We start from the raw sequence: 21,386 nt of genomic DNA, 5'->3' as shown, positions 1-21,386 counted from the left end.
TTTCTTGTTTTATTCCATTTGTAAATACAGCACGCCCAATAAAAACGCTCAAATATGTGATCGAACGCTAGGATCCTGCATTACCCACCTTTTTCTCTTTATTGTTATTGCGTATATTAACTCCTACATACAAGATTTAAACTACCATATACGGGAGCTTGAAATTAAGTAATCTTGTTTAACGCCCAGGCTAACAATCAAAAAAATATACGGAGTGTCTGTCATGAGTAATAAAGCTGTTTTTTCAGGTGCATGGTGTCCGTCAGTTATCCCGTTTAAAACTGCCGGGGGTATTGATTATGACGCGCTACAAAAGCATTTTACCCGCTTAGAGAAGGCAAAGATCGACGGTATTCTACTAATGGGTACTATCGGGGAATTTGTCACGATGAGCATCAATGAGCGTATCGAGCTGATGAAAAAAGCCCGTAAAATGACCTCGCTACCAATGATTGCGCATGTTTCTACCACCTGCATTGATGATATGGTTCATTTGGCAGATGTTGCCTATGCCGAGGGTTATGATGCTGTCATGGCTCTCCCTCACTATTACTATGCTCAAACGCCTAAGCAACTATATGAGTACTACAAGGATTTAGACCGTCGGTTTACCGGTAAGTGGCTAATCTATAACTTCCCTGCTCGTACCGGATGTGATGTTGACGCCGCGCTGGTACTAAAACTGGTCAATGAATGCCCTAACTTTGTTGGTATTAAAGATACGGTTGATTGCTCATCTCACACCCGTTTAATCGTGCGCACGGTAACTCCGGTGCGTGAAGATTTCTCAGTATTTGCCGGTTTCGATGAGTATTTTGTTCCGAACCTGATGAACGGTGGCGCGGGCGTACTGTCGGGGTTAAATAACGTGGTACCTGAGCTATTTGCTCAGATAAAAGCCGCTTATGATGCCAATAACTTAAACGAAGTCGCCGCGCTGCATAAAGAGATCGGTCGCTTATCGGCCATCTATGGTATCGGTGATGATTTCGTCACCACCATTAAAACCACGGTATCCAGAAAATATAAATACCTTGAGCCGCTGTCACGTAACTATGGCGGAGCCTTAAATACCGAGCAACTTGCCGCCGTGGATAAGCTGTTTGATATAAAATAGCGCAATCGGCTAAGCATCAGGAGCGGGGATTCTCCGCTCCTGATTTACCCTAAATTAATATCCGGCCGCTAATCCGTCACCTCTGGTGATCGGTAGCGCCAAACATCAGATGCGTTTTTGCGTCAATAAGAATTGCCCCTGCATGCCCCATAGTGTCGGTGTAATCGTCAACGACCTTCACCCTTTTTGAGATCTTCGGTTTTAGGCGGCAGCTCAAATGCAGCCACTCCGGTACTAACAAGCGATATGCCCAAAAATAGCGGTAATAGAGTTCGGGGTTTTAGCAACATCAACAATTCCTCTGTTTGGATTTATTCATCCAGAGAAATGCATCTAGCGTGCCATGATAAAAAAATGGTCAAAAAATCATGATATTTCGTCTAACTCACTCTTTTAAATATATTTAATAAACAACTGATTTTAAAAAGAGTGTTCAATAACAGTGCAACACTTCTGTGCCTATGCACCCCGATGAATGTATCTCGGTAAAAATATGTCCCCGGATAGCGGCATTGCATGATTATTCATTGCATCACTCTACGGTGCTCCGTAAAATCAGCGCCTATTATTTAGGGGGCTAAAGAGTAAGTCGCTTTTTTTACTGCTCTTTATCCCAATTACAGCCATTAGGTCTCACCCGCATTTTCAGGAATCTGACGTTGGAAAAAAAACTCGGCCTTACCACGCTAACGGCGTTGGTATTAAGTTCTATGCTGGGAGCCGGCATATTTAGTCTCCCGCAGAATATGGCTGAAGTTGCCAGCCCCGCAGCATTGCTAATCGGTTGGGCTATTACCGGAACGGGCATCCTGTTTTTAGCCTTTGCCCTACTGATACTGACTCGAATTCGTCCCGACTTAGACGGCGGAATTTTCACCTATGCCAAAGAAGGCTTCGGGGAGCTTATCGGTTTCTGTTCCGCATGGGGTTACTGGGTATGCGCCGTTGTCGCCAATTTATCTTATCTGGTGATTGTATTCGCTGCCTTAAGCTTTTTTACCGACACGCCGGACAATATCATTTTTGGCGAAGGGAATACCTGGCAGGCAACGATCGGAGCATCGATTCTGCTCTGGACAGTACATGGTCTGATTTTACGCGGCGTCCAAACTGCTGCTTTAATTAATCTGATAGCTACTCTGGCTAAGCTTCTGCCGATTGTCCTGTTTATTATACTGGCCCTGCTGGCCTTCAATATTGATACATTCAAACTTGATTTTACCGGCGTAGAATTAGGTACGCCGGTATGGCAGCAGGTTAAAAGCACCATGCTGATTACATTATGGGTGTTTATCGGTATTGAAGGTGCAGTCGTCGTATCGAGCCGCGCCCGTAAAAAATCAGATGTGGGTCGAGCCACCGTATTAGCCGTTTTAATGGCTCTGTGTGTTTATCTGTTAATTACCTTACTGGCTTTGGGTGTTGTTCCGCGTACTGAGTTGGCTGAAATGCGCAACCCGTCAATGTCGGGAGTGATGGTCATGATGATGGGGCCCTGGGGCGAAATTGTCATTGCGGCGGGGCTTATTATTTCTGTCAGTGCAGCCTATCTGAGCTGGACGATTATGGCGGCAGAGGTTCCGTTTCTGGCCGCTCAGCACGGTGCATTTCCGCGAATTTTTATTCACCAGAATGCCAAGGGAGCATCATCATCGTCTTTATGGTTAACCAACGGCACTATCCAGCTCAGCCTATTGTTAATCTGGTTAACCGGCAGTAACTACAATACATTGCTGATTATCGCCTCAGAAATGATTCTGATCCCCTATTTTCTGGTCGGTGCCTTTTTGTTTAAAGAGGCGCTAAAACGCAAAAATTCACGCCTGATCTTTGCCGCTGCCGGAGCCAGTATTTATGGCCTGTGGCTGATTTATGCCTCAGGCCTGGATAACTTATTTATGTCAGTGGTGCTGTATGTTCCCGGCATTTTAGTCTTTCTGTATGCTCGCTATAGCGCATCAGAAAAGCGACAAGCTTTCAGCTTTATTGAGCGTTCTATTATTATTTCCCTGTTTGTGCTGATGGTGCCTGCTGTGTGGATGACCATCAGATAGAAAAGGTCTTAATAGGCAAATAGCGACATAGCCCACCAGCAATCACGTCTATAAGCAAATCACCTTAAAGAATAATCAATCCCAGCTGTTCAAGCAGTTGGGATTGTTGTTCATGGCTTATCTGTACCCCAGTCAAATCAACCCGTCGCGGGTCTAACTGGCTTAAATCGCAGCCGGTCAGATTGCAGTGGGTAAAATTGGCTGACGCCCAGTCCATATGATGAAATTCACCGTCAGACAAATCGGAACCACAAAACTTAGCCCCCAACACGTTAACCTCAGACCAACGGTTGCCGCTGAGTTCACACTGTTCCAGCACCACGTCTTCGAAATTGGCATAGCTAAAATTATTGCGTATCAGGCTGGCCGAACAAAAATAGCTATTATGGCCAATCATATTCATAAAGCTGGCCCCTCTGAAATCAGCACCCTGTACTTTACTGTCATGAATTTCCAACCCTAATGCATTGATATGTCGAAAATCTGCCATCGTCAAATCACAGTGTTTAAAGCTCGCATCAGTCAGTTTAGCCCGATAAAAAGAGCAGCTCTCTGACGAGCGTTCGTCATAAAATTTACAGTGAATAAACTGTATTTCACTTAAATCTGCGCGACTAAAATCACAGTGATAAAACTGACAGTACTCAGCAATACCGTCAGGAAAAGCATCACCGGAGAGATTTTGTTGATAGAACTCTCGTTGTTTCATAAATCAAGATCCGTTAACCGTTTTAATAAGCCGCACTTAATAATGCAGAAGAAAAATAAGTTACACCGTAACCTGCTCAATGGCCTGTAAAATTCGCTTATCCGAAATAGGATAAGGCGTACCAAGCTGTTGAGCGAAGTAGCTGACTCTTAACTCTTCAATCATCCAGCGAATATCCATTATTTCAGCGGCAACAGGTTTATGTGGAGGTAACTTATTCACCAACTGCTGATAGCTTTTTTGTACGCTTTCAACCTTCAGCATTTGTACTCTATCCCGGTTCGGGTCTACCGGCAGTTTTTCCATTCGGCGTTCTATCGCCTGCAAATAGCGTAATATATCCGGCAGCCGCTTCCAGCCGCTTTGGCAAACAAAGCCGGCATAAATCAGGCCGCTAAGCTGAACCTTGATATCTGATAATGCCAGAGCCATGGTCATATCAACCCGGCCCTTGAGGCGTTTATTCACGCTGTGAGCCGTTGTCAGAATTTGTTCCACCTGCTTAGCTATTTCTACAACGGTTTCATTTAGCTCGGCACGAATACGTTCATGAAGCTGATTAAACCCCTCTTCCTGCCATGACGGTCCGCCATGTTCGGCAATCAGTTTATCAACACCACAGGCAATACAGTCATCAATCAGGTCAAGCACGTTGCCAAACTGATTAAAATAGAGCCCGAGCTTTGCTTTATTCGGCAGTTTTTCATGCAGATATTTAACCGGAGATGGAATATTGAGTAAGAGCAAACGACGGGTTCCTTGCCACATCGCCTGCTGTTGCTCTTGTTCAGTTTCAAACAGTTGAATACCTACGCTGCTCTTTTCATCCACCAGTGCCGGATAGGCTTTAACCGCATAGCCTCCGCGTTTTTGTTCAAAAACATCAGGCAGTGAGCCAAAAGACCAAATATGTAAACCACTCTGTTCGATACCATCATCGGCAACGGCAGACAGGGTTTCCTGAACTTTTCCTTTTAGCTTTTGTTTAAGCGCTTGCAGGTCCGGGCCTTCCGCCAGCGTTTTGTTTTTATCGTCAACAACCCGATAAGTAATTTTCAGATGATCGGGAATCATATCCAGCTGCCAGCTATCACGCGACACCGTGACTCCGGTCATCCTCCGCAGTTCTCGCTCTAAGGAGTCGAGCAGGCTCATCTCAAAGGGTTTTGCCCGTTCAAGAAAGGCTTCAGCATAGTTAGGCGCTGGCACAAAATTACGGCGTACCGGTTTAGGTAATGATTTTATTAGTGCAATAACCAGCTCACGACGTAACCCCGGAATTTGCCAGTCGAACCCCTGTTCATCAACCTGATTAAGGATAGGTAGCGGTACATGCACGGTGACGCCATCGGCATGATTACCGGGCTCAAACTGATAGGTGATTTTCAGTTTAAGATTGCCCTGATGCCAACTGTTCGGATAGTCCAGCGCACTGATATCACCGGCTCCTTCCTTGATTAACATCGACTTCTCAAAGTTAAGCAAATCAGGTTGCTGCTTGACCGCCTTTTTCCACCACGCATCAAAATGTCGGCTTGAGACTACCTCATCACCAATCCGCCGATCGTAAAAGGCAAATAGCGTTTCGTCATCGACCAGAATATCCCGACGGCGAGATTTGTTTTCTAACTCTTCCACTTCAGAAAGCAAGCGCAGGTTAGCCTTAAAGAACGGATGACGCGTTTGCCAGTCACCTTCAACCAGTGCATGGCGAATAAACAGCTCACGGCTAACGATAGGATCAATAGCGCCGTAGTTCACTTTACGCTCGGCAACAATCGCTAATCCAAACAGCGTGACCTTTTCGCTGGCCATCACGGCACCCTGAGCTTTCTCCCAGTGCGGTTCACTGTATGAACGCTTAATCAGATGCTGAGCCATAGGTTCAATCCATTCCGGATCGATACGGGCGGCAATTCGCCCCCACAAGCGGGTTGTTTCAACCAGTTCAGCCACCATGACCCACTTAGGTGGTTTTTTAAATAACCCGGAAGCCGGGAATATTGAAAAACGCGCATTACGTGCACCAGAGAACTCTGGTTTTTCAACGTCTTTCTGACCGATATGGGACAATAAACCGGACAATAAACCGGTATGGATGCTGCGAAAATCAGCCGGAATACTATTTACGGCAAAGCCCAGCTCTTTAACAACCTGCCTTAGCTGGGTATAGACATCTTGCCATTCTCGTACCCGCAGGTAGTTGAGAAAATCCGTTTTGCATAGCTTACGAAACTGGGCGGAAGTGAGCTCTTCCTGCTGTTGTTTGAGATAATTCCATAAGTTTACAAAGGCAATAAAGTCAGATTCTTTATCACTAAAACGGCGATGTTTTTCATCGGAAGCCTGCTGTTTTTCCAAAGGCCTTTCACGCGGGTCCTGAATCGACAGCGCAGAAGTGATAATCATCATTTCCCGTACGCATCCGTTCTTTTGCCCCTCGAGCACCATTCGAGCCAGACGCGGATCGATAGGCAACTGGGCTAACTGGCGCCCGATAGCGGTGAGTTGGCTGTGCCCGTTATCTTGCTGAACCATGGCACCCAGCTCTTCTAACAGGCGAACGCCATCAAGAATATTGCGTTTATCCGGCGCTTCCACAAACGGAAACCCAGCGATATCCCCCAGACCAATAGCGGTCATTTGTAGAATGACTGAAGCCAGATTGGTACGCAAAATTTCAGGATCGGTAAATTCCGGCCGAGAGAGAAAATCTTGTTCCGCATAAAGTCGGATACAGACTCCGTCCGATACCCGGCCACAGCGCCCTTTACGCTGATTAGCCGAAGCCTGAGAAATGGGCTCAATCGGCAACCGCTGTACCTTGGTTCTAAAGCTGTAACGGCTGATGCGGGCAGTTCCCGGATCGATCACATACTTAATGCCCGGTACGGTCAGCGATGTTTCAGCCACGTTAGTCGCCAGAATAATCCGCCGCCCAGTATGTGACTGAAATACCCTATTTTGATCGCTATTAGACAAACGCGCATACAGTGGCAGAACCTCGGTATGAGGCAGGTCCCGTTTGTTTAGCGCATCTGCGGTATCCCGAATTTCTCGCTCGCCGCTTAAAAACACCAAAATGTCGCCGGGCGCTTCGTGCATTAGCTCGTCAACCGCATCCAGAATGGCTTGCTGTTGATCTCTGTCGCCTTCATCAGACTCATCAGCAATCGGTCGATAGCGGACTTCTACCGGATAAGTACGACCAGAAACTTCAATAATAGGGGCGTTATTAAAATGGCGTGAAAAACGCTGCGGATCGATAGTCGCAGAGGTAATAATGACTTTAAGATCGGGGCGCTTAGGCAATAGCTGGCGCAGGTAACCCAGAATAAAATCAATATTCAGGCTGCGCTCATGGGCTTCATCAATAATAATGGTGTCGTACTGGCTGAGAAAACGATCCTGCTGAATTTCAGCCAGTAAGATACCGTCAGTCATCAGCTTAACTAAGGTATTCTCGCCAATGCGGTCATTAAACCGAACCTTATAGCCAATGCTGCTACCGAGCGTAACGTTAAGCTCATCGGCTATGCGGCTGGCAACCGAACGGGCAGCCAGTCGTCTTGGCTGAGTATGACCAATAATGCCTTTAATTCCCCGCCCGAGTTCCAGGCAGATTTTAGGAATCTGAGTGGTTTTACCGGATCCGGTTTCACCGGCAATAATAACCACCTGATGGTCGCGAATAGCAGCCAGCAGTTCATCTTTCTTTTGACTGACCGGTAAGTTTTCCGGATAGCTGACTTTAGGGCAAGTGGCTTTTCGGTTAGCAATACTCTGCATACCGGCATCGATATCTCGTTGAATATCGCCGGCAATGGCTGAAAGTTTATCTTGGTCAGTTATTTTGCGGGCGCTCTCTAAACGACGGCGTAAGCGGCGTTGATCTCGAAGCATCATCTGACTAATTTGACCGGAAAGACCGGCAAGCGGGGATTTCACTATCTACAATCCTGTATTCTTATTCATTTATTGACTGTTATCGGCCCCATATTACCATAATCTTAAGCGCTAGATTGATTCATCAACGTCTAAACTCATTCAAAAAAATCGAACAATCACATCTAATTATTGCGCTATCAAGTTTATCAAGATGTGAATAATATGCTCACATCACAGGGAAAGCCTGTTATTGACTAACCGAGATTAAAGGAATCAACCATGAGTAACGTACTGGTCATCAAATCAAGTATTCTGTCTAACTATTCTCAATCTAATATTTTAGCTGATTTCTTTGTAGAGCAGTGGAAACAGGAACATCCTGCCGACGTCATCACCGTGCGCGATCTGGCAGCTAACCCAATTCCAGTGTTAGACGGTGAGCTGGTCGGCGCTATGCGTCCGTCAGGTCAAGAACTGACTCAACGCCAGAAAGAGGCGATGGAGCTGTCAGATACGCTGATTGAAGAACTCAAGAATACTGACGTTATCGTAATGGGCGTTCCAATGTATAACTTCAATATTTCAACTCAGTTAAAAAACTACTTTGACCTGATTGCCCGTGCCGGCGTGACTTTCCGTTACACAGAAAGTGGTCCTGAAGGCCTGATTACCGGTAAAAAAGCCTATATCTTAACCAGCCGCGGCGGTATCCATAAAGATTCGCCGACCGATCTGGTCGCGCCATACCTGAAACTATTCTTGGGCTTTATTGGTATCACCGACGTTGAGTTTGTCTTCCAGGAAGGCATTGCTTACGGTCCGGACGTTGCTCAGAAAGCGTTAGAAGATGCTAAAGCATTTATTCAGCAGCAAATTACTGCCTGATAACAAGTCATTCCGTGAGTTTAAGGCTAATAAGCCTTAGTTAAAATCGGATACTTAGATCGAATGTTAAAGCACCGTACGATTATATCGTCGGTGCTTTAGTTATAGATAAGCAACTGATTGACCAATACTACTGCTCTAACAGCTTAATTTTTGCGATTACCGGCACATGATCGCTGGTCGCCGGCCAGTTAACCTGTTTCCATTCAGCCTGCTTATTCGGTATTTCCATGTTTTCCACCGCCCATCGCTGACCACGATAAACAAAGATGTGGTCAAGATCTAATGCAGGATTAGCTGCCGGCCAGGTTCGAATATCAAGATTGTCACTTTTTAGCGGATTCCAGTAACGCTGTAATTCAGCTAATGAGGTACTGGTCATCACATCATTAAAATCACCGGCAAGGATCTTAATGCTCGAAGCAATTTCATTGAACGAAGAGTCTGTATTACCAATGGTAATATTTTCTATCTCTCTGATTTGTTGAAGTCGCAAAGCGGGGTCTTCCTGCCAGCTAAGATGAGTAGTCATAAATAGAATCGGGGCATCAAAGCCGGGCTTTTTCACCTCTACAACCAATAAAACCCGCTGTTCATCATCACCGGAAGGTAGTTTAAAGACCTGCTGTTTCTCTATAGGGTATTTAGACAATATACCGACCCCATAGCCGCCATTGTCAAAATCAATCGCTTTACCAAAAGCGCCGTGCATTCCGGTCACCCGAGACAGCTCTGCGATTTGGTCAACGTTACCGCTACGACCCGTTTTATTATCCACTTCATTTAACGCAATGATATCGGCATCCAGCGATTTAATCGCCGCGGCAACATCCTGAATATTTGATACCCGCCCGGCGGCCATATTATAAGTAGCAACGGTAAGCTCCGGCGCTGTTGTTTTCTGATCGTAGACTTTATTTGGCGTTCCGCCCTTCTCTGGCGTGAGTACTTTCACTTCAGCAAAGGTTTGCGCCGTTAGTGCCGCTGTGACAAATAAAGAGAGAAAACCAATAGTAAAAATCTTCATAGATAAAACTCCTGATGGAATAGGATTGACCATTAATCATAGGCTTTATCTGCACAAAAAAATGTTAACTGGCCGCGCAATATCCGTTTACGCCAGAGCGATAAGCTTTAGTAATACAATCTCCTGCGTTTTAAAGGCATAAAAAATCAGGAGCCAGCGGGCTGGTTCCTGATTTTTTCGACTAACTGATTGGTTCAAGCTCGGTTAAACCAAGCCCGTTCACATCACTTAAGTATCATTACTGCTTACCGTTTCGATACTGGACTCTGCTTGACGAATTAAACCCTGATTGTGATCGAGCATCTTACGCAGATAATCACTGTAGGTTGAGCCTAAACGGGAGTAGTTGCCCAATTTATTAATCAGGTGATCTGCCGTAACAGTATCGCCGCGACTTCTTAAAGTGGCTCTCGACTCTCGCAACGTATCGTACGCAGAGTGAGTATTCATATTGATCATATAAGCCGTAACAGAATCATTAATTGAGGTGTAGGCTGAATACCCCTGCACCCCACCATTTTTGCTGTTACAACTTTTACTACCACAGCGCAGACCAAAAAGGTTCTTATTGGTGCGGGCTAACTTCGATGTTCCCCAACCAGACTCGGTTGCAGCCTGCGTAGCGACTAAGTGAGTCGGAATGATATCAACGCGCTTGAGCAACGAATTCCAGTTAATCTTTTCCGGGTTAGTCGCACAGTTAACTTTGTAGCGATCACATATCTGCCGGACCTTAGCAATATCCTGCTGGCTCCAGTTTTTTGTGTTGCGCTTTTTTAATAGCCATTCGCGCTCTTGGCGAATTTGACTATTCTGCTTATCGATAATAGGGACTACCGCGTTTAAAAACGCTTTCTTTCTCTGGGTACCAGAAGGGTATTGTCGCAAATCAGGGAGATCGCTTAACTTGCCGTTGCGAGAATACTCTTGATGAGACTCGGTACTAGTTGATGCCCAACTGGCCGATGTACTCAAACTCAGTAGAAAAATTGTTGATCCTATTATCTTTAAAACAAGTGAAGGCATATAACTCCTGACTAGTTTAAAAATATACAGACGCTCAAACTTTAATGATGTTAATGCAAATTGAAAGCTGCAAGATGTAACAAAACGATATAATTGTATAAGATCATATCTTTATTTTGGACAAAAATCTGCACAAAATTTGTTTTAGCGCAGGTTTATGACTTATTACAGAGCGTTTTGATACCTGTTGAGACTAAATATTGGGCTGATTATCCATAATATCAACCAAATCTCAACCCTATTATTTGGCCAAATATTGATTACATAATTCGATATACGGCTAAAATTCGATATGGCCCAGGTTCACAACTATTAAATATTCCGGACTCGATATATGCTTTTGTTTCATCAAAATCATTGAGCAGACAATGGTTATTTACTATTAATTTATCCGCCATTTGGTTACAGGATAATGGTGAACATCCGGCACTATTTTCACCAATAAAGCTAACAACATCATAACCTTGCAACTCAGCCTTATCCGGCATAATTATATGAGTTTCAAACGCTATATCCGGTTCAAAATTAGTCCATTTTTTATCAAGCTCATTCCACTGATATTGATAGCTGCAGTAAAAAAATAACGTCATATCCTTTAACGATATATTATTATTTTTGGCAATCTCCTCAATATCTTGCGCTGAGTTAAATAACCAATATCCATTATGTTTCCATTGATTAATCCAATCATCCATAAAATCAGTAGATACGCAGCAACTGACAGAATAAACATCGTCGACCCGATGAGTTTTAATCCAATCGGGCTTTGTTTTTACCGTTTTATACATATATCCGACGGGCAGCATATGATTGTTATTTGTCATAAACTCAGCCTATATACAATTAACTTTAGCGCAATAATACTTGGAGCACATTATGATTATTTCTTTCACTCACAATAAGTTAGTGAGCTTAATTACATAAATAGAGGTATAAGAAAAATAACAATACAAATGATAAATACCGCTACTGACTTTTAGGATAAATTGATTAAACGCAAGACAGTATGCGGGGAATGAACAATACTTCAGTGAGTTAATCCATCAGCAAATATGAGATTTCCGCAGGCTATTTCACGCCCTCTTTTTTCAACCATTGACCATTGATGCCACGAACATACTCACCCAGTTCAGCCCGACGAATTAACTTTTTCCCGGTCATGCTGGCAATGTCGCTAACGCTAACGTTATTCTGAGCCGCAACCTCTTTATACTTATCTTTGCGAGCCTGATTAATTTTTTCAGTCAATGCGATAGCTTCAGGGGTTTGAGTCACCGGTGCAATATAGCCGCTCAGCGTCTCACCGACTAAGCCCTGCTGCTTTGCTTCATGCAACGTCAACGCACTGGTCATCGAGCTACATAACAACAAGGTTGCAGCCAGACAAATTTTGATAATTTTCATCATAAACCCTTAAAAAATATCTGACTGAGTTTTCAACATTTTTTCGACGTCTTTATCCACTTTAATAAGAATTTCGTGCTCAATTTTAACATTCATATTAATCACTATCGGGTCTTTAGACGGTGCAATCTCAATACGGGGAACACAGCCACCCAAAGCTAATGACAATGAAGCCATCCCTAACAACCATCCACACTTTTTCACTGCTTACTCTCCCTCGGTGATGACAGCATTTGCTGTAAGTCATCCTGTAAAATATCGCCAAAGCGCAGGCTGCGCCAGAGCTGGAATATGTCTTCTTCATGATGGTAATTGAGCACCACCAGCTTGTCGGCCATCTTTGTTGGATTGAAACCCGTTATTTGGGCATCCATACTCAACAGGCCTAAGTTACTCACATTAATATCGGTACGAGATCGGTGAATTTCCATATAACCTAGCCAACTGATAATGTCACCGGTGTACATGTTGTCATCGCTGATAGCCTGAACAAAATCTTTATCCAGTCGCAAAGTCAGTGGCCCGCTATTTTCAATCCAACCGCCACGGACCAGCCATTCAGGATGATCTAAGTATAGCGGGAGTTCACCGTCAACTTTACCCGACATGCTGAACTGCTTCGGTTTAAGAATAGTAAACAGTTCGCTGAGATCGACACCTTTTACCTTTAACGTAACCGGCTCTTTCTGTGGCAACTTAAGCTCTGTAAGACTAATATGCCCTTTCATGATGTCTACCCCCACGTTAGATAGCCGCAGCGGGCGACGGCTATCGTAAGGATAATGACCTTGCAAATCAGCGCTGATATTTTCCATCTCAAACAGGTTGGTCAGCTTTTTAATTCTTAGCTTAACCGGACTTGTTGGACCGAGCTGCCAGATATGATCTTTTAAACGGTAAGACATAACAAAGTCCAAGCCATCAAGATCGCCATCTTTTAACCACATTCCGCCATCTTTAACCACCCAGTGGCCACCGGCCTCAATCCCCTGTTCTTCAGATGCTGAGAAGGCGGCCTGAGCATAAAGCTTGCCGCTGCGAATTTTAAACCCAAGCTCAGGTGATAATAACGTCTGGAAAACCTGTAGTGACTGTTCTGGCCACCATGCTTCACCTCTGATGCGCTGCCCGTCCCAACGACCTCTGATGGTAATGGGGCCAATCTTGTCAGTACTGAGATCGCCGGTCCACTGGAAGTTAGCCGGATCTTTACCGTCAAAATGAATGTTCAGGGTAGACTTAGGCAGATATCCTCCGTTTTCGAACGACGTTTTTTGCGCCTGAAGCTGCCACCCGGCTTGATATACGCCCTCTTCGCGCTGCCAGTTTAGCGGTGACGAAAGAATCAACCTTGGCTTATCAATAGTAAGCTGACCATAAACGATTTGGTTAAATCCGGTAGATAAGCTTTGCAGATTAATCAGGCTGTCATTCCATTCACCTCTGCCTGACATGTCCCATTTGGCCTTAAGCGGTGGCATATCACCGTTACCCCAGAAGTTCCATTCCCAGTGGCCCTGATCTAACCAGAAATGGCGCGCTCTGCCATCCAGATGAAGCTTATATTTTCCCCAATAGCGATGGCTGGCATTAATTATGGTTTGTAAAGGGCCAGAAATACCTTGATCGGTAAGCTTAATACCCGCTAACGGAAAGCGTGCTTCATTAAGATAAATATCCGGCGTTACCGGACCGGTAGCCCGCAATAATGCGCCAGACATCATATCCAGCGTCGGGTTTAAAATAGTCCCGTTCAGCGTGCCCGGAATTGTGGCATACAGAGATATCTCATCGTGATTAACCTTACCGGTAAACTGAAACGACAAATTGCTGTCCGTCATGCCGATCTTTCCGGGGTTAACGGTGAGTACCGCATTGCCTTTACCGCTATCTCCCTGCGTAACAACATTCAGTCTGGCTTCAATCGTTGCCTCTGAGTAATCACTGCTCCAGTCAGACAACGTTAAACGCACGCCCCCGTTAAAAGGCTGAGACGCATATGGCCAGCGCCACTGGCCTTGCTCGACCACTAATAAGCGTTTTTCTGCAATAGAGAGTTCCCATGGAACATCTAACAGGCTTTGTTCTTCACCCTCTGGCGTTATCGTTAAATGACCTTTTTTCTGTTGCCAGTTGAGCTTCATTAACAGGGGTTTTTCAACATAGGAAGTAACAAACTCACCATGAATGTCGCCCTGTTCAGGGATCTCATCCAGACTCACCGGTACTTTAACGTCCCCATTAAGCTGTATGACATCATCACTGTCCGGAATCTGGAGTTTAAGCGATTCCAGCGTCAGCATCTGTTGGTTATTCAGAGAAACAATGCCCGAAACTAAATCCCCCTGAAAGGCCAACCGCTGCCCCTCAGCGCTATTAGTCACTACCGCCCGGCCTTGGTATGACTCCCAAGGAGTAATCCGGAGTTTATCGAGGGTGATATTAAATAGTGGCAGTTGGTTTTGGATATCCGCAATAGATAACGGAATATCACTGTCGGTGGCTTGCGGCTGAGGCGGCAAGCTTTCTAAACAGTGGGTATCTATGTCCAGCGAGTCGCCCTGTAAGTTCCACTGGCGTTGTTGGTAAGTCAGGCTAAGCGGACCTGCATTGGCAAGCAAACAATCCCCGGCGCGAAACTGAATACCGGATAGCGAAATACCACGCTTAATAAAATGAGGACGTTCATTCAGTGAGAGCTTGGTCCCTTCGGGTAGCCAAATGCTGGCAATACCGGGTAACCATTTGGGGATAGTTAGCCATAACGAGATCGCCAACGCGATCGGGACAATGATAATTATCAGAGCGACTTTAACACGCTTACCTATTATCACGCTCTATTACCCCATAACGCCAAAGAAGCTTGAAATATAGCATATTAACCCTATTGACTAAACTGATTCAATGAATCAGTAAGCAGACTTCGTGTATCGTTAAATTGTCCGGATGCCCGATATCTGGTAAATTAATTTCATTATTATAGTGGAGACATACGATGAAATTAGCTATTTACAGTACAAAGCAATATGACCGTAAATACCTTGAGATTGCTAATCAGAAGTTCGGTTTTGATGCCGAATTCTTTGATTTTAAGCTCAGTCAACAAACGGCTAAAACCGCTGAAGGCTGTGAAGCAGTTTGTATTTTCGTTAACGATGATGCAAGCCGGCCTGTACTCGAAGAGCTGGCTAAACATGGCGTAAAAATATTAGCTTTACGCTGTGCCGGATTCAATAATGTCGACTTGGACGCGGCAAAAGAGTTGGGCCTAAAAGTTGTACGCGTTCCGGCCTACTCGCCGGAAGCCGTCGCTGAACATGCAGTCGGCTTAATGATGAGCCTTAACCGACGCATTCACCGCGCTTACCAAAGAACCCGTGATGCAAACTTCTCTCTGGAAGGGCTGATCGGTTTCAATATGCATAACCGCACTGCGGGTATTATTGGCACCGGTAAAATCGGTATTGCTACCATGCGAATTCTCAAAGGATTTGGCATGAAACTGCTGGCCTTTGATCCTTATCCGTCACCACAGGCGCTGGAGCTCGGAGCCGAGTACGTTGATTTAAAAACCCTGTATGCTAATTCCGACGTTATCTCTCTGCACTGCCCGCTAACGCCGGAAAATCACCATTTGCTCAATCAGACCGCTTTTGACCAAATGAAAAAAGGCGTGATGATCATTAATACCAGCCGCGGCGGATTAATTGATTCTCCTGCTGCTATTGAAGCATTAAAACAGCAAAAGATAGGCTCTTTGGGAATGGACGTTTATGAAAATGAACGCGACCTGTTCTTTGAAGATAAGTCTAACGATGTTATTCAGGATGATATTTTCCGTCGTTTATCATCATGTCACAATGTTCTGTTTACCGGCCATCAGGCATTTTTAACTGAAGAGGCTCTGCTGAATATTTCAGAAACAACGCTTCAAAACATTCGTCAGTTAGAGCGCAATGAACCTTGCCCTAACACGCTATAAAATTGATGGCTTTTTAATCTATTATGCAATGTTTTCGTTAGTCAGCAGTAAAACAGTGTAAATAGGTAAACATCAGTAGTTTTAGTATGATACAACGCTTTCCAGAGAAACATCAGGGATCGCTACGGCATTAGTCAGTCATGGTTAATGCCGTTATTTAAACATAGGGTTCTACGGAGAACATAATGAAAACACTGTTACCTGTTATTATTTCTGCGGTGTTACTTGCCGGTTGTACTAGCCAATCTGAGCAGAATTCAGTCAAAGAAAGCGATTTAATGCATCATAATTTTATTCTCACCAGCGTTGACGGCAAAGCCATTGAGAATTCAATCAAACAGCCTCGCCCGCTAAACATTGAGTTTGGTGAGAATATGCATATCAGCGGTGCTATGTGTAATAACTTTATGGGCAAAGGGACATTAAAGAATAACGTATTAACCACCAGTCAGTTAGCTTCGACCAGAATGGCCTGTCTGGATGAACAACGCGCTAACCTGGATCAGGTTATTGCCGACGTTTTAAATAAAGGCGCTAAGGTTAATTTAGATCAGGGCACCCTGACGTTAACCACGCCGGAACATACTCTGATTTATCGCTTAAAAGACTGGGTTAATTAATTCCGGTCGGATACACGGCAGAATAAAAGCAAAAGCCGCCTCAGGTCTAAAATAGATTCAGACATAGATGCGGCTTTTCATCACTAAAATAAATTGCTTGAAGCAGATTACGACTAAAAACGCTTACCGTTAGAGAGCACGCATTTTCCTATAATGCTGCCATCCAGATTATGCAGAGTGGTCGGCATGCCTCCCATATCATTACAGTTAGCTAATGCCACTTCATCCATCGGGGCGGTGACGTCTGTCTCAATAGCCTGAGTCGGTAACAGGCGCGTTTGGTCTGGAGCACTGCTGCATCCGGCTAAGAATAGTGATGCACACAACGCAGCCAAACTTATCGTTCCCTTCATAATTAACTCCTGATCAATGTTTTCTTGCCGTCTGGAACACAAAAAACCACCGTCATTCCGGTGGTTAAAGCTAAAGGTTTCTGTGGTTAACCTAACGCGATACCCGTCATACTTCAAGTTGCATCTTTGTCGACTGCTTTTACCTTGACTCAACCGTAGCATTTTTTGTCATACAAACTACTTTACATTCAGATAACATATATCCCGCTATTAATTTAGCGATCCACTGCTTTTCAGTTATTCTGACTGAGTTAATAACCAGCGCGTGTTGCGTTGGTTTTTTTTTATCATCCCGGCCTCTGGCAGCTACCGTACGATTCAGTGTAATAGATTATTTTTAGCCTATTGATAGTGAATAGTCCAGTAACACGCCCTTTCCCTCTGATACAGACCTACATTATTCTGAATCCTGCCTCAATTTAATGTGAAACTACGGTAACATTCCATCATTAAATATCAAATCCCCACGCATCCTTTTATGCCATATTTAGCGTTAACACACAAAACGGTCTCGGCCTTAATTTACGCTTCTGATATGATATTTTCATTGCCCAACGCACTTATATAGTGATTCAACATAATTACAGTGATGTCTTTTATTGCCCTGGTCTCTGTTCAGGGGAGCAAATGTCAACAAAGGTATAGAGTTTATGATTACTATTGATGGTAACAGCGCGGTAACCTCCGTTGCTTATCGTTCAAATGAAGTTATCGCCATCTACCCAATTACACCGAGTTCGACCATGGCTGAACAGGCCAATGAATGGTCGGAGCACGGTAGTCATAACGTTTGGGGAGATGTTCCCCGTGTAATGGAAATGCAGTCTGAGGCTGGCGCGATTGCCACCGTTCACGGTGCCTTACAAACCGGAGCTCTGGCGACCTCATTTACCTCTTCCCAGGGATTGTTATTAATGATCCCTAATCTATATAAGCTGGCCGGTGAACTGACGCCCTTTGTTTTACACGTTGCCGCCAGAACTATTGCCACTCATGCATTATCTATTTTTGGCGACCATTCCGACGTTATGGCCGTTCGCCAAACCGGCTGTGCCATGCTTTGTGCCAGCTCAGTTCAAGAGGCGCAAGACTTTGCCTTAATCTCTCAGGTAGCAACGCTAAATAGCCGGGTACCCTTTATTCACTTCTTTGACGGGTTTCGTACCTCACATGAGATTAATAAAATTGCGCCAATTGACGACGATGTTATCCGTCAGCTACTGCCGAGCGATGCTATTGCCGCACACCGCAGCCGCGCACTGTCTCCTGACCATCCGGTGATTCGCGGAACCTCTGCAAATCCGGACACCTATTTTCAATGCCGTGAAGCCACTAACCCTTGGTATAACGATACCTATCGTCATGTCACCGAAGCGATGGATGCTTTTGCCGGATTAACCGGGCGCAGCTATAAGCCATTTGAATATTATGGCCATCCTCAGGCCGATCGCGTGGTGGTATTGATGGGCTCAGGCTGTGGCACCGTCGAAGAGACTATCGATACATTACTGACCCGTGGTGAAAAGGTCGGCATGATAAAAGTTCGCTTATATCGCCCCTTCTCTGCTGAACACCTGCTGGCATTATTACCGGAGTCCGCCAGCAAAGTTGCCGTGCTTGACCGAACCAAAGAACCCGGGGCGCTGGCTGAACCGCTGTACTTAGATGTTATGACCGCATTAGCCGAAGCATACTCCCGTGGCGATCGTCATACGCTGCCGATTGTCAGCGGTGGTCGCTATGGATTATCTTCCAAAGAATTTGCGCCGGATTGTGTACTGGCCATGTTTAAAGAGCTGACGCTGGATAAACCTCGCCCGCGTTTTACCGTTGGTATTTTTGACGATATTACCGGCCTGTCTCTTCCTCTGACCCATGAACGAATTCCACAAAAAGCCTCGCTGGAAGCGCTGTTCTACGGGCTGGGAAGTGACGGTACGGTTTCTGCAACCAAAAACAATATCAAGATCATAGGCAACGGTACGCCGCTAAACGCGCAGGGCTACTTTGTTTATGATTCTAAAAAGGCCGGTGGACTGACCGTTTCACACTTACGCGTCAGTGAATATCCGATCAATTCAGCCTACCTTATCGACCTGGCTGATTTTGTCGGCTGTCATCAGAATCAGTTTATCGATAAATATCAGATGGTCGAAAAACTGAAAACTGGCGGAACCTTCCTGCTTAACACCCCTTATGCCAAAGATGAGATTTGGCAACGCATACCGCAAGACGTTCAGGCCCTGCTTCATCAGCGCAAGGCTCGATTGTTTATTATCAATGCGGCCAAAATTGCCCGTGAATGTCATCTTGGGGCTCGGATTAACACCGTTATGCAAATGGCGTTCTTCCACCTGACGCAGATTATTCCCGGTGATGTTGCACTACAGCAATTACGTCATGCCATCGAAAAAAGTTATAGCAGTAAAGGGCAAGAAATTGTCCAGAATAACTGGCAGGCATTAGACGCTACCATTGAAGCGCTGGAAGAGATTATTCTGCCAGCGGTTAATGCGCTCAGCCCTATGCGTCCGCCGGTAGTCTCTGAACATGCCCCTGACTTTGTTAAAACCGTTACTGCGGCGATGTTAGCCGGATTAGGCGATAGCCTGCCGGTTTCAGCCTTCCCACCTGATGGGACATGGCCGGTAGGCACAACCCAGTGGGAAAAACGCAATATTGCCGAAGATATTCCTATCTGGCAGGCCCCGCTGTGTACTCAATGTAACCACTGTGTTGCCGCCTGTCCGCACTCGGCTATCAGAGCCAAAGTGGTTATGCCTGATGCCATGGATAATGCGCCGGATGATTTGCAATCATTAGACGTTAAATCTAAAGATATGCGCGGTCAGAAGTATGTATTGCAGGTCGCCCCCGAGGACTGTACCGGCTGTAACCTATGCGTTGAAGTTTGTCCGGCCAAAGACCGACAAAATCCGGAAATCAAAGCAATTAATATGAAGCCTCGGTTGGAAAATCTGGAGGCTGAGAAACGTCATTATGACTTCTTCCTGCAGCTACCAGAAATTGATAAAACCAAGCTTGAGCGCATTGATATTCGTACCTCACAGTTAATTACTCCGCTGTTTGAATACTCGGGAGCCTGTTCTGGTTGTGGTGAAACGCCTTATATTAAGCTGCTCACTCAGCTATATGGCGATCGCCTGCTAATTGCCAACGCCACCGGTTGTTCATCAATATACGGGGGTAATCTGCCGAGCACACCTTATACCACCAATGCTGAAGGTCGTGGCCCTGCCTGGGCTAATTCGCTGTTTGAAGATAACGCAGAGTTTGGTTTAGGTTTCCGTCTGACGGTCGATCAGCATCACGCCCGGGTTTTGCGGTTACTCGAATCAGTTGCCTCTCATCTTCCGGCCGAACTGATTGAATCTCTTAAGCAGGACAACGTTCAGCCAGAAATCCGCCGGCAACAAGTGGCAGAACTGCGTCAACATTTAGCCGGATTAAGTTCACCTCAGGCCATTGAGTTGGCCACCGATGCAGACTATCTGGTCGACAAATCTATCTGGCTGATAGGCGGTGACGGTTGGGCATATGATATCGGATTTGGTGGTCTTGACCACGTAATGAGCCTGAGCGAAAACGTCAATATTCTGGTATTGGATACCCAATGCTATTCCAATACTGGCGGACAACAGTCTAAAGCAACCCCAATGGGCGCAGTCACCAAGTTTGCCGAACGTGGTAAGCGTAAAGGCAGAAAAGATTTAGGCGTCAGCATTATGATGTATGGGCATGTCTACGTCGCCCAAATTTCACTCGGCGCCCAGCTAAATCAAACGGTTAAAGCTATTCAGGAGGCTGAAGCTTATCCCGGGCCGTCACTGATAATTGCCTATAGCCCTTGTGAAGAGCATGGTTACGATCTGGCCTTCAGCCACGACCAAATGAAACAGCTAACTACCGCTGGTTTTTGGCCGCTGTACCGCTATGATCCGCGTCGCCTGATTGAAGATAAGCCCGGCTTAGTGCTTGATTCACGACCGCCGTCAAACGGGTTAGCAGCGGCGCTGTTAAAAGAACAGCGTTTCCGGCGGTTAAATGCTTTAGAACCAGAGGTCGCAGCCAATTTACATATTGAAGCAGAAAAAGACGTTCACCGTCGTTATCAGCTACTCAGTTTATTGGCCGGTAAAACGGTAGAGAAAGCAGAACCGGAGTAATCGTTGAAATAATAAAAATAAAGCACCGTATCAGGTGCTTTATTTTTATCAATGAGAGGAGTTTAAAATTAGTTGAACGAGTAATAGTGAAGCTAAATTTAATCGTCTCTCCAGACCCGCCATTGAAATAACTA

16 protein-coding genes are annotated in these 21,386 nt (G+C 45.2%); 6 read left to right on the top strand and 10 right to left on the bottom strand.

Annotated features, from left to right (window positions below; all coding sequences use genetic code 11):
• Positions 1-223 precede the first annotated feature (223 nt).
• Complete coding sequence (locus YWE_RS0114750) at positions 224-1,117, top strand: dihydrodipicolinate synthase family protein (RefSeq protein WP_029095243.1); 894 nt, start codon at positions 224-226, stop codon at positions 1,115-1,117.
• A gap of 167 nt (positions 1,118-1,284) precedes the next feature.
• Here YWE_RS0114750 and YWE_RS31680 read toward each other — a convergent pair whose 3' ends face one another.
• Complete coding sequence (locus tag YWE_RS31680; RefSeq protein ID WP_255324512.1) at positions 1,285-1,407, bottom strand: hypothetical protein; 123 nt, start codon at positions 1,405-1,407, stop codon at positions 1,285-1,287.
• A 369-nt stretch (positions 1,408-1,776) separates the two neighbouring features.
• Between YWE_RS31680 and YWE_RS0114740 the strand changes: the two genes are divergently transcribed.
• Positions 1,777-3,171, top strand: a complete 1,395-nt coding sequence (locus YWE_RS0114740) for an amino acid permease (RefSeq protein WP_029095242.1) — start codon at positions 1,777-1,779, stop codon at positions 3,169-3,171.
• Between the two features lie 64 nt (positions 3,172-3,235).
• Here YWE_RS0114740 and YWE_RS0114735 read toward each other — a convergent pair whose 3' ends face one another.
• Positions 3,236-3,880 (bottom strand): Qnr family pentapeptide repeat protein, encoded by a 645-nt coding sequence (locus YWE_RS0114735; RefSeq protein WP_029095241.1) that lies wholly within the window; start codon positions 3,878-3,880, stop codon positions 3,236-3,238.
• A 60-nt stretch (positions 3,881-3,940) separates the two neighbouring features.
• Positions 3,941-7,783, bottom strand: coding sequence for an ATP-dependent RNA helicase HrpA (gene hrpA / locus YWE_RS0114730; RefSeq protein ID WP_051323356.1), 3,843 nt, complete (start codon positions 7,781-7,783; stop codon positions 3,941-3,943).
• 264 nt (positions 7,784-8,047) lie between these two features.
• Here hrpA and YWE_RS0114725 point away from each other — a divergent pair, with 264 nt between their 5' ends.
• Complete coding sequence (locus YWE_RS0114725; protein ID WP_029095239.1) at positions 8,048-8,653, top strand: FMN-dependent NADH-azoreductase; 606 nt, start codon at positions 8,048-8,050, stop codon at positions 8,651-8,653.
• Between the two features lie 130 nt (positions 8,654-8,783).
• Here YWE_RS0114725 and YWE_RS0114720 read toward each other — a convergent pair whose 3' ends face one another.
• From YWE_RS0114720 to YWE_RS0114695, 6 genes are all read right to left on the bottom strand, one after another.
• Complete coding sequence (locus YWE_RS0114720; protein ID WP_029095238.1) at positions 8,784-9,680, bottom strand: endonuclease/exonuclease/phosphatase family protein; 897 nt, start codon at positions 9,678-9,680, stop codon at positions 8,784-8,786.
• Positions 9,681-9,908: 228 nt separating this feature from the next.
• Entirely contained in the window at positions 9,909-10,706 is a 798-nt protein-coding gene (locus YWE_RS0114715) for a protein bax (protein ID WP_029095237.1), read from the bottom strand.
• Positions 10,707-10,966: 260 nt separating this feature from the next.
• Entirely contained in the window at positions 10,967-11,530 is a 564-nt protein-coding gene (locus YWE_RS0114710; RefSeq protein WP_227659953.1) for a hypothetical protein, read from the bottom strand.
• 244 nt (positions 11,531-11,774) lie between these two features.
• Complete coding sequence (locus YWE_RS0114705; protein WP_029095235.1) at positions 11,775-12,110, bottom strand: YdbL family probable chaperone protein; 336 nt, start codon at positions 12,108-12,110, stop codon at positions 11,775-11,777.
• A 9-nt stretch (positions 12,111-12,119) separates the two neighbouring features.
• Positions 12,120-12,287, bottom strand: a complete 168-nt coding sequence (locus YWE_RS29650) for a YnbE family lipoprotein (RefSeq protein ID WP_036016177.1) — start codon at positions 12,285-12,287, stop codon at positions 12,120-12,122.
• A 23-nt stretch (positions 12,288-12,310) separates the two neighbouring features.
• Positions 12,311-14,938, bottom strand: a complete 2,628-nt coding sequence (locus YWE_RS0114695) for a YdbH family protein (protein ID WP_029095233.1) — start codon at positions 14,936-14,938, stop codon at positions 12,311-12,313.
• A 167-nt stretch (positions 14,939-15,105) separates the two neighbouring features.
• Here YWE_RS0114695 and YWE_RS0114690 point away from each other — a divergent pair, with 167 nt between their 5' ends.
• Together YWE_RS0114690 and hslJ are read left to right on the top strand one after the other, a co-directional pair.
• Entirely contained in the window at positions 15,106-16,092 is a 987-nt protein-coding gene (locus tag YWE_RS0114690; RefSeq protein WP_029095232.1) for a 2-hydroxyacid dehydrogenase, read from the top strand.
• Between the two features lie 185 nt (positions 16,093-16,277).
• On the top strand, positions 16,278-16,712 hold the full coding sequence (gene hslJ / locus YWE_RS0114685) for a heat shock protein HslJ (protein WP_029095231.1): 435 nt from the start codon (positions 16,278-16,280) through the stop codon (positions 16,710-16,712).
• 113 nt (positions 16,713-16,825) lie between these two features.
• Here the strand turns inward: hslJ and YWE_RS30950 are convergent, their stop codons facing one another.
• Positions 16,826-17,065: a DUF333 domain-containing protein gene (locus YWE_RS30950; RefSeq protein ID WP_051323355.1), complete on the bottom strand. Its 240-nt coding sequence runs from the start codon at positions 17,063-17,065 to the stop codon at positions 16,826-16,828.
• Between the two features lie 650 nt (positions 17,066-17,715).
• Here YWE_RS30950 and nifJ point away from each other — a divergent pair.
• A complete protein-coding gene (gene nifJ, locus YWE_RS0114675) occupies positions 17,716-21,252 on the top strand; it encodes a pyruvate:ferredoxin (flavodoxin) oxidoreductase (RefSeq protein WP_029095230.1) in 3,537 nt (1,178 codons plus the stop codon).
• Positions 21,253-21,386 lie beyond the last annotated feature (134 nt).

The organism is Budvicia aquatica DSM 5075 = ATCC 35567, assembly GCF_000427805.1.
GTDB lineage: Bacteria > Pseudomonadota > Gammaproteobacteria > Enterobacterales > Enterobacteriaceae > Budvicia > Budvicia aquatica.
This window is presented reverse-complemented; position numbering and strand designations above follow the sequence as displayed.

Bases quoted from the DNA above. Each gene is read 5' to 3' on its own strand.
- YWE_RS0114735 (WP_029095241.1), bottom strand. From the start codon at position 3,880: ATGAAACAACGAGAGTTCTATCAACAAAATCTCTCCGGTGATGCTTTT.
- hslJ (WP_029095231.1), top strand. From the start codon at position 16,278: ATGAAAACACTGTTACCTGTTATTATTTCTGCGGTGTTACTTGCCGGT.
- YWE_RS29650 (WP_036016177.1), bottom strand. From the start codon at position 12,287: ATGGCTTCATTGTCATTAGCTTTGGGTGGCTGTGTTCCCCGTATTGAG.
- YWE_RS31680 (WP_255324512.1), bottom strand. From the start codon at position 1,407: ATGTTGCTAAAACCCCGAACTCTATTACCGCTATTTTTGGGCATATCG.
- nifJ (WP_029095230.1), top strand. From the start codon at position 17,716: ATGATTACTATTGATGGTAACAGCGCGGTAACCTCCGTTGCTTATCGT.
- YWE_RS0114705 (WP_029095235.1), bottom strand. From the start codon at position 12,110: ATGAAAATTATCAAAATTTGTCTGGCTGCAACCTTGTTGTTATGTAGC.
- YWE_RS0114720 (WP_029095238.1), bottom strand. From the start codon at position 9,680: ATGAAGATTTTTACTATTGGTTTTCTCTCTTTATTTGTCACAGCGGCA.
- YWE_RS30950 (WP_051323355.1), bottom strand. From the start codon at position 17,065: ATGAAGGGAACGATAAGTTTGGCTGCGTTGTGTGCATCACTATTCTTA.
- YWE_RS0114710 (WP_227659953.1), bottom strand. From the start codon at position 11,530: ATGACAAATAACAATCATATGCTGCCCGTCGGATATATGTATAAAACG.
- YWE_RS0114715 (WP_029095237.1), bottom strand. From the start codon at position 10,706: ATGCCTTCACTTGTTTTAAAGATAATAGGATCAACAATTTTTCTACTG.
- YWE_RS0114725 (WP_029095239.1), top strand. From the start codon at position 8,048: ATGAGTAACGTACTGGTCATCAAATCAAGTATTCTGTCTAACTATTCT.
- YWE_RS0114750 (WP_029095243.1), top strand. From the start codon at position 224: ATGAGTAATAAAGCTGTTTTTTCAGGTGCATGGTGTCCGTCAGTTATC.
- hrpA (WP_051323356.1), bottom strand. From the start codon at position 7,783: ATGCTTCGAGATCAACGCCGCTTACGCCGTCGTTTAGAGAGCGCCCGC.
- YWE_RS0114690 (WP_029095232.1), top strand. From the start codon at position 15,106: ATGAAATTAGCTATTTACAGTACAAAGCAATATGACCGTAAATACCTT.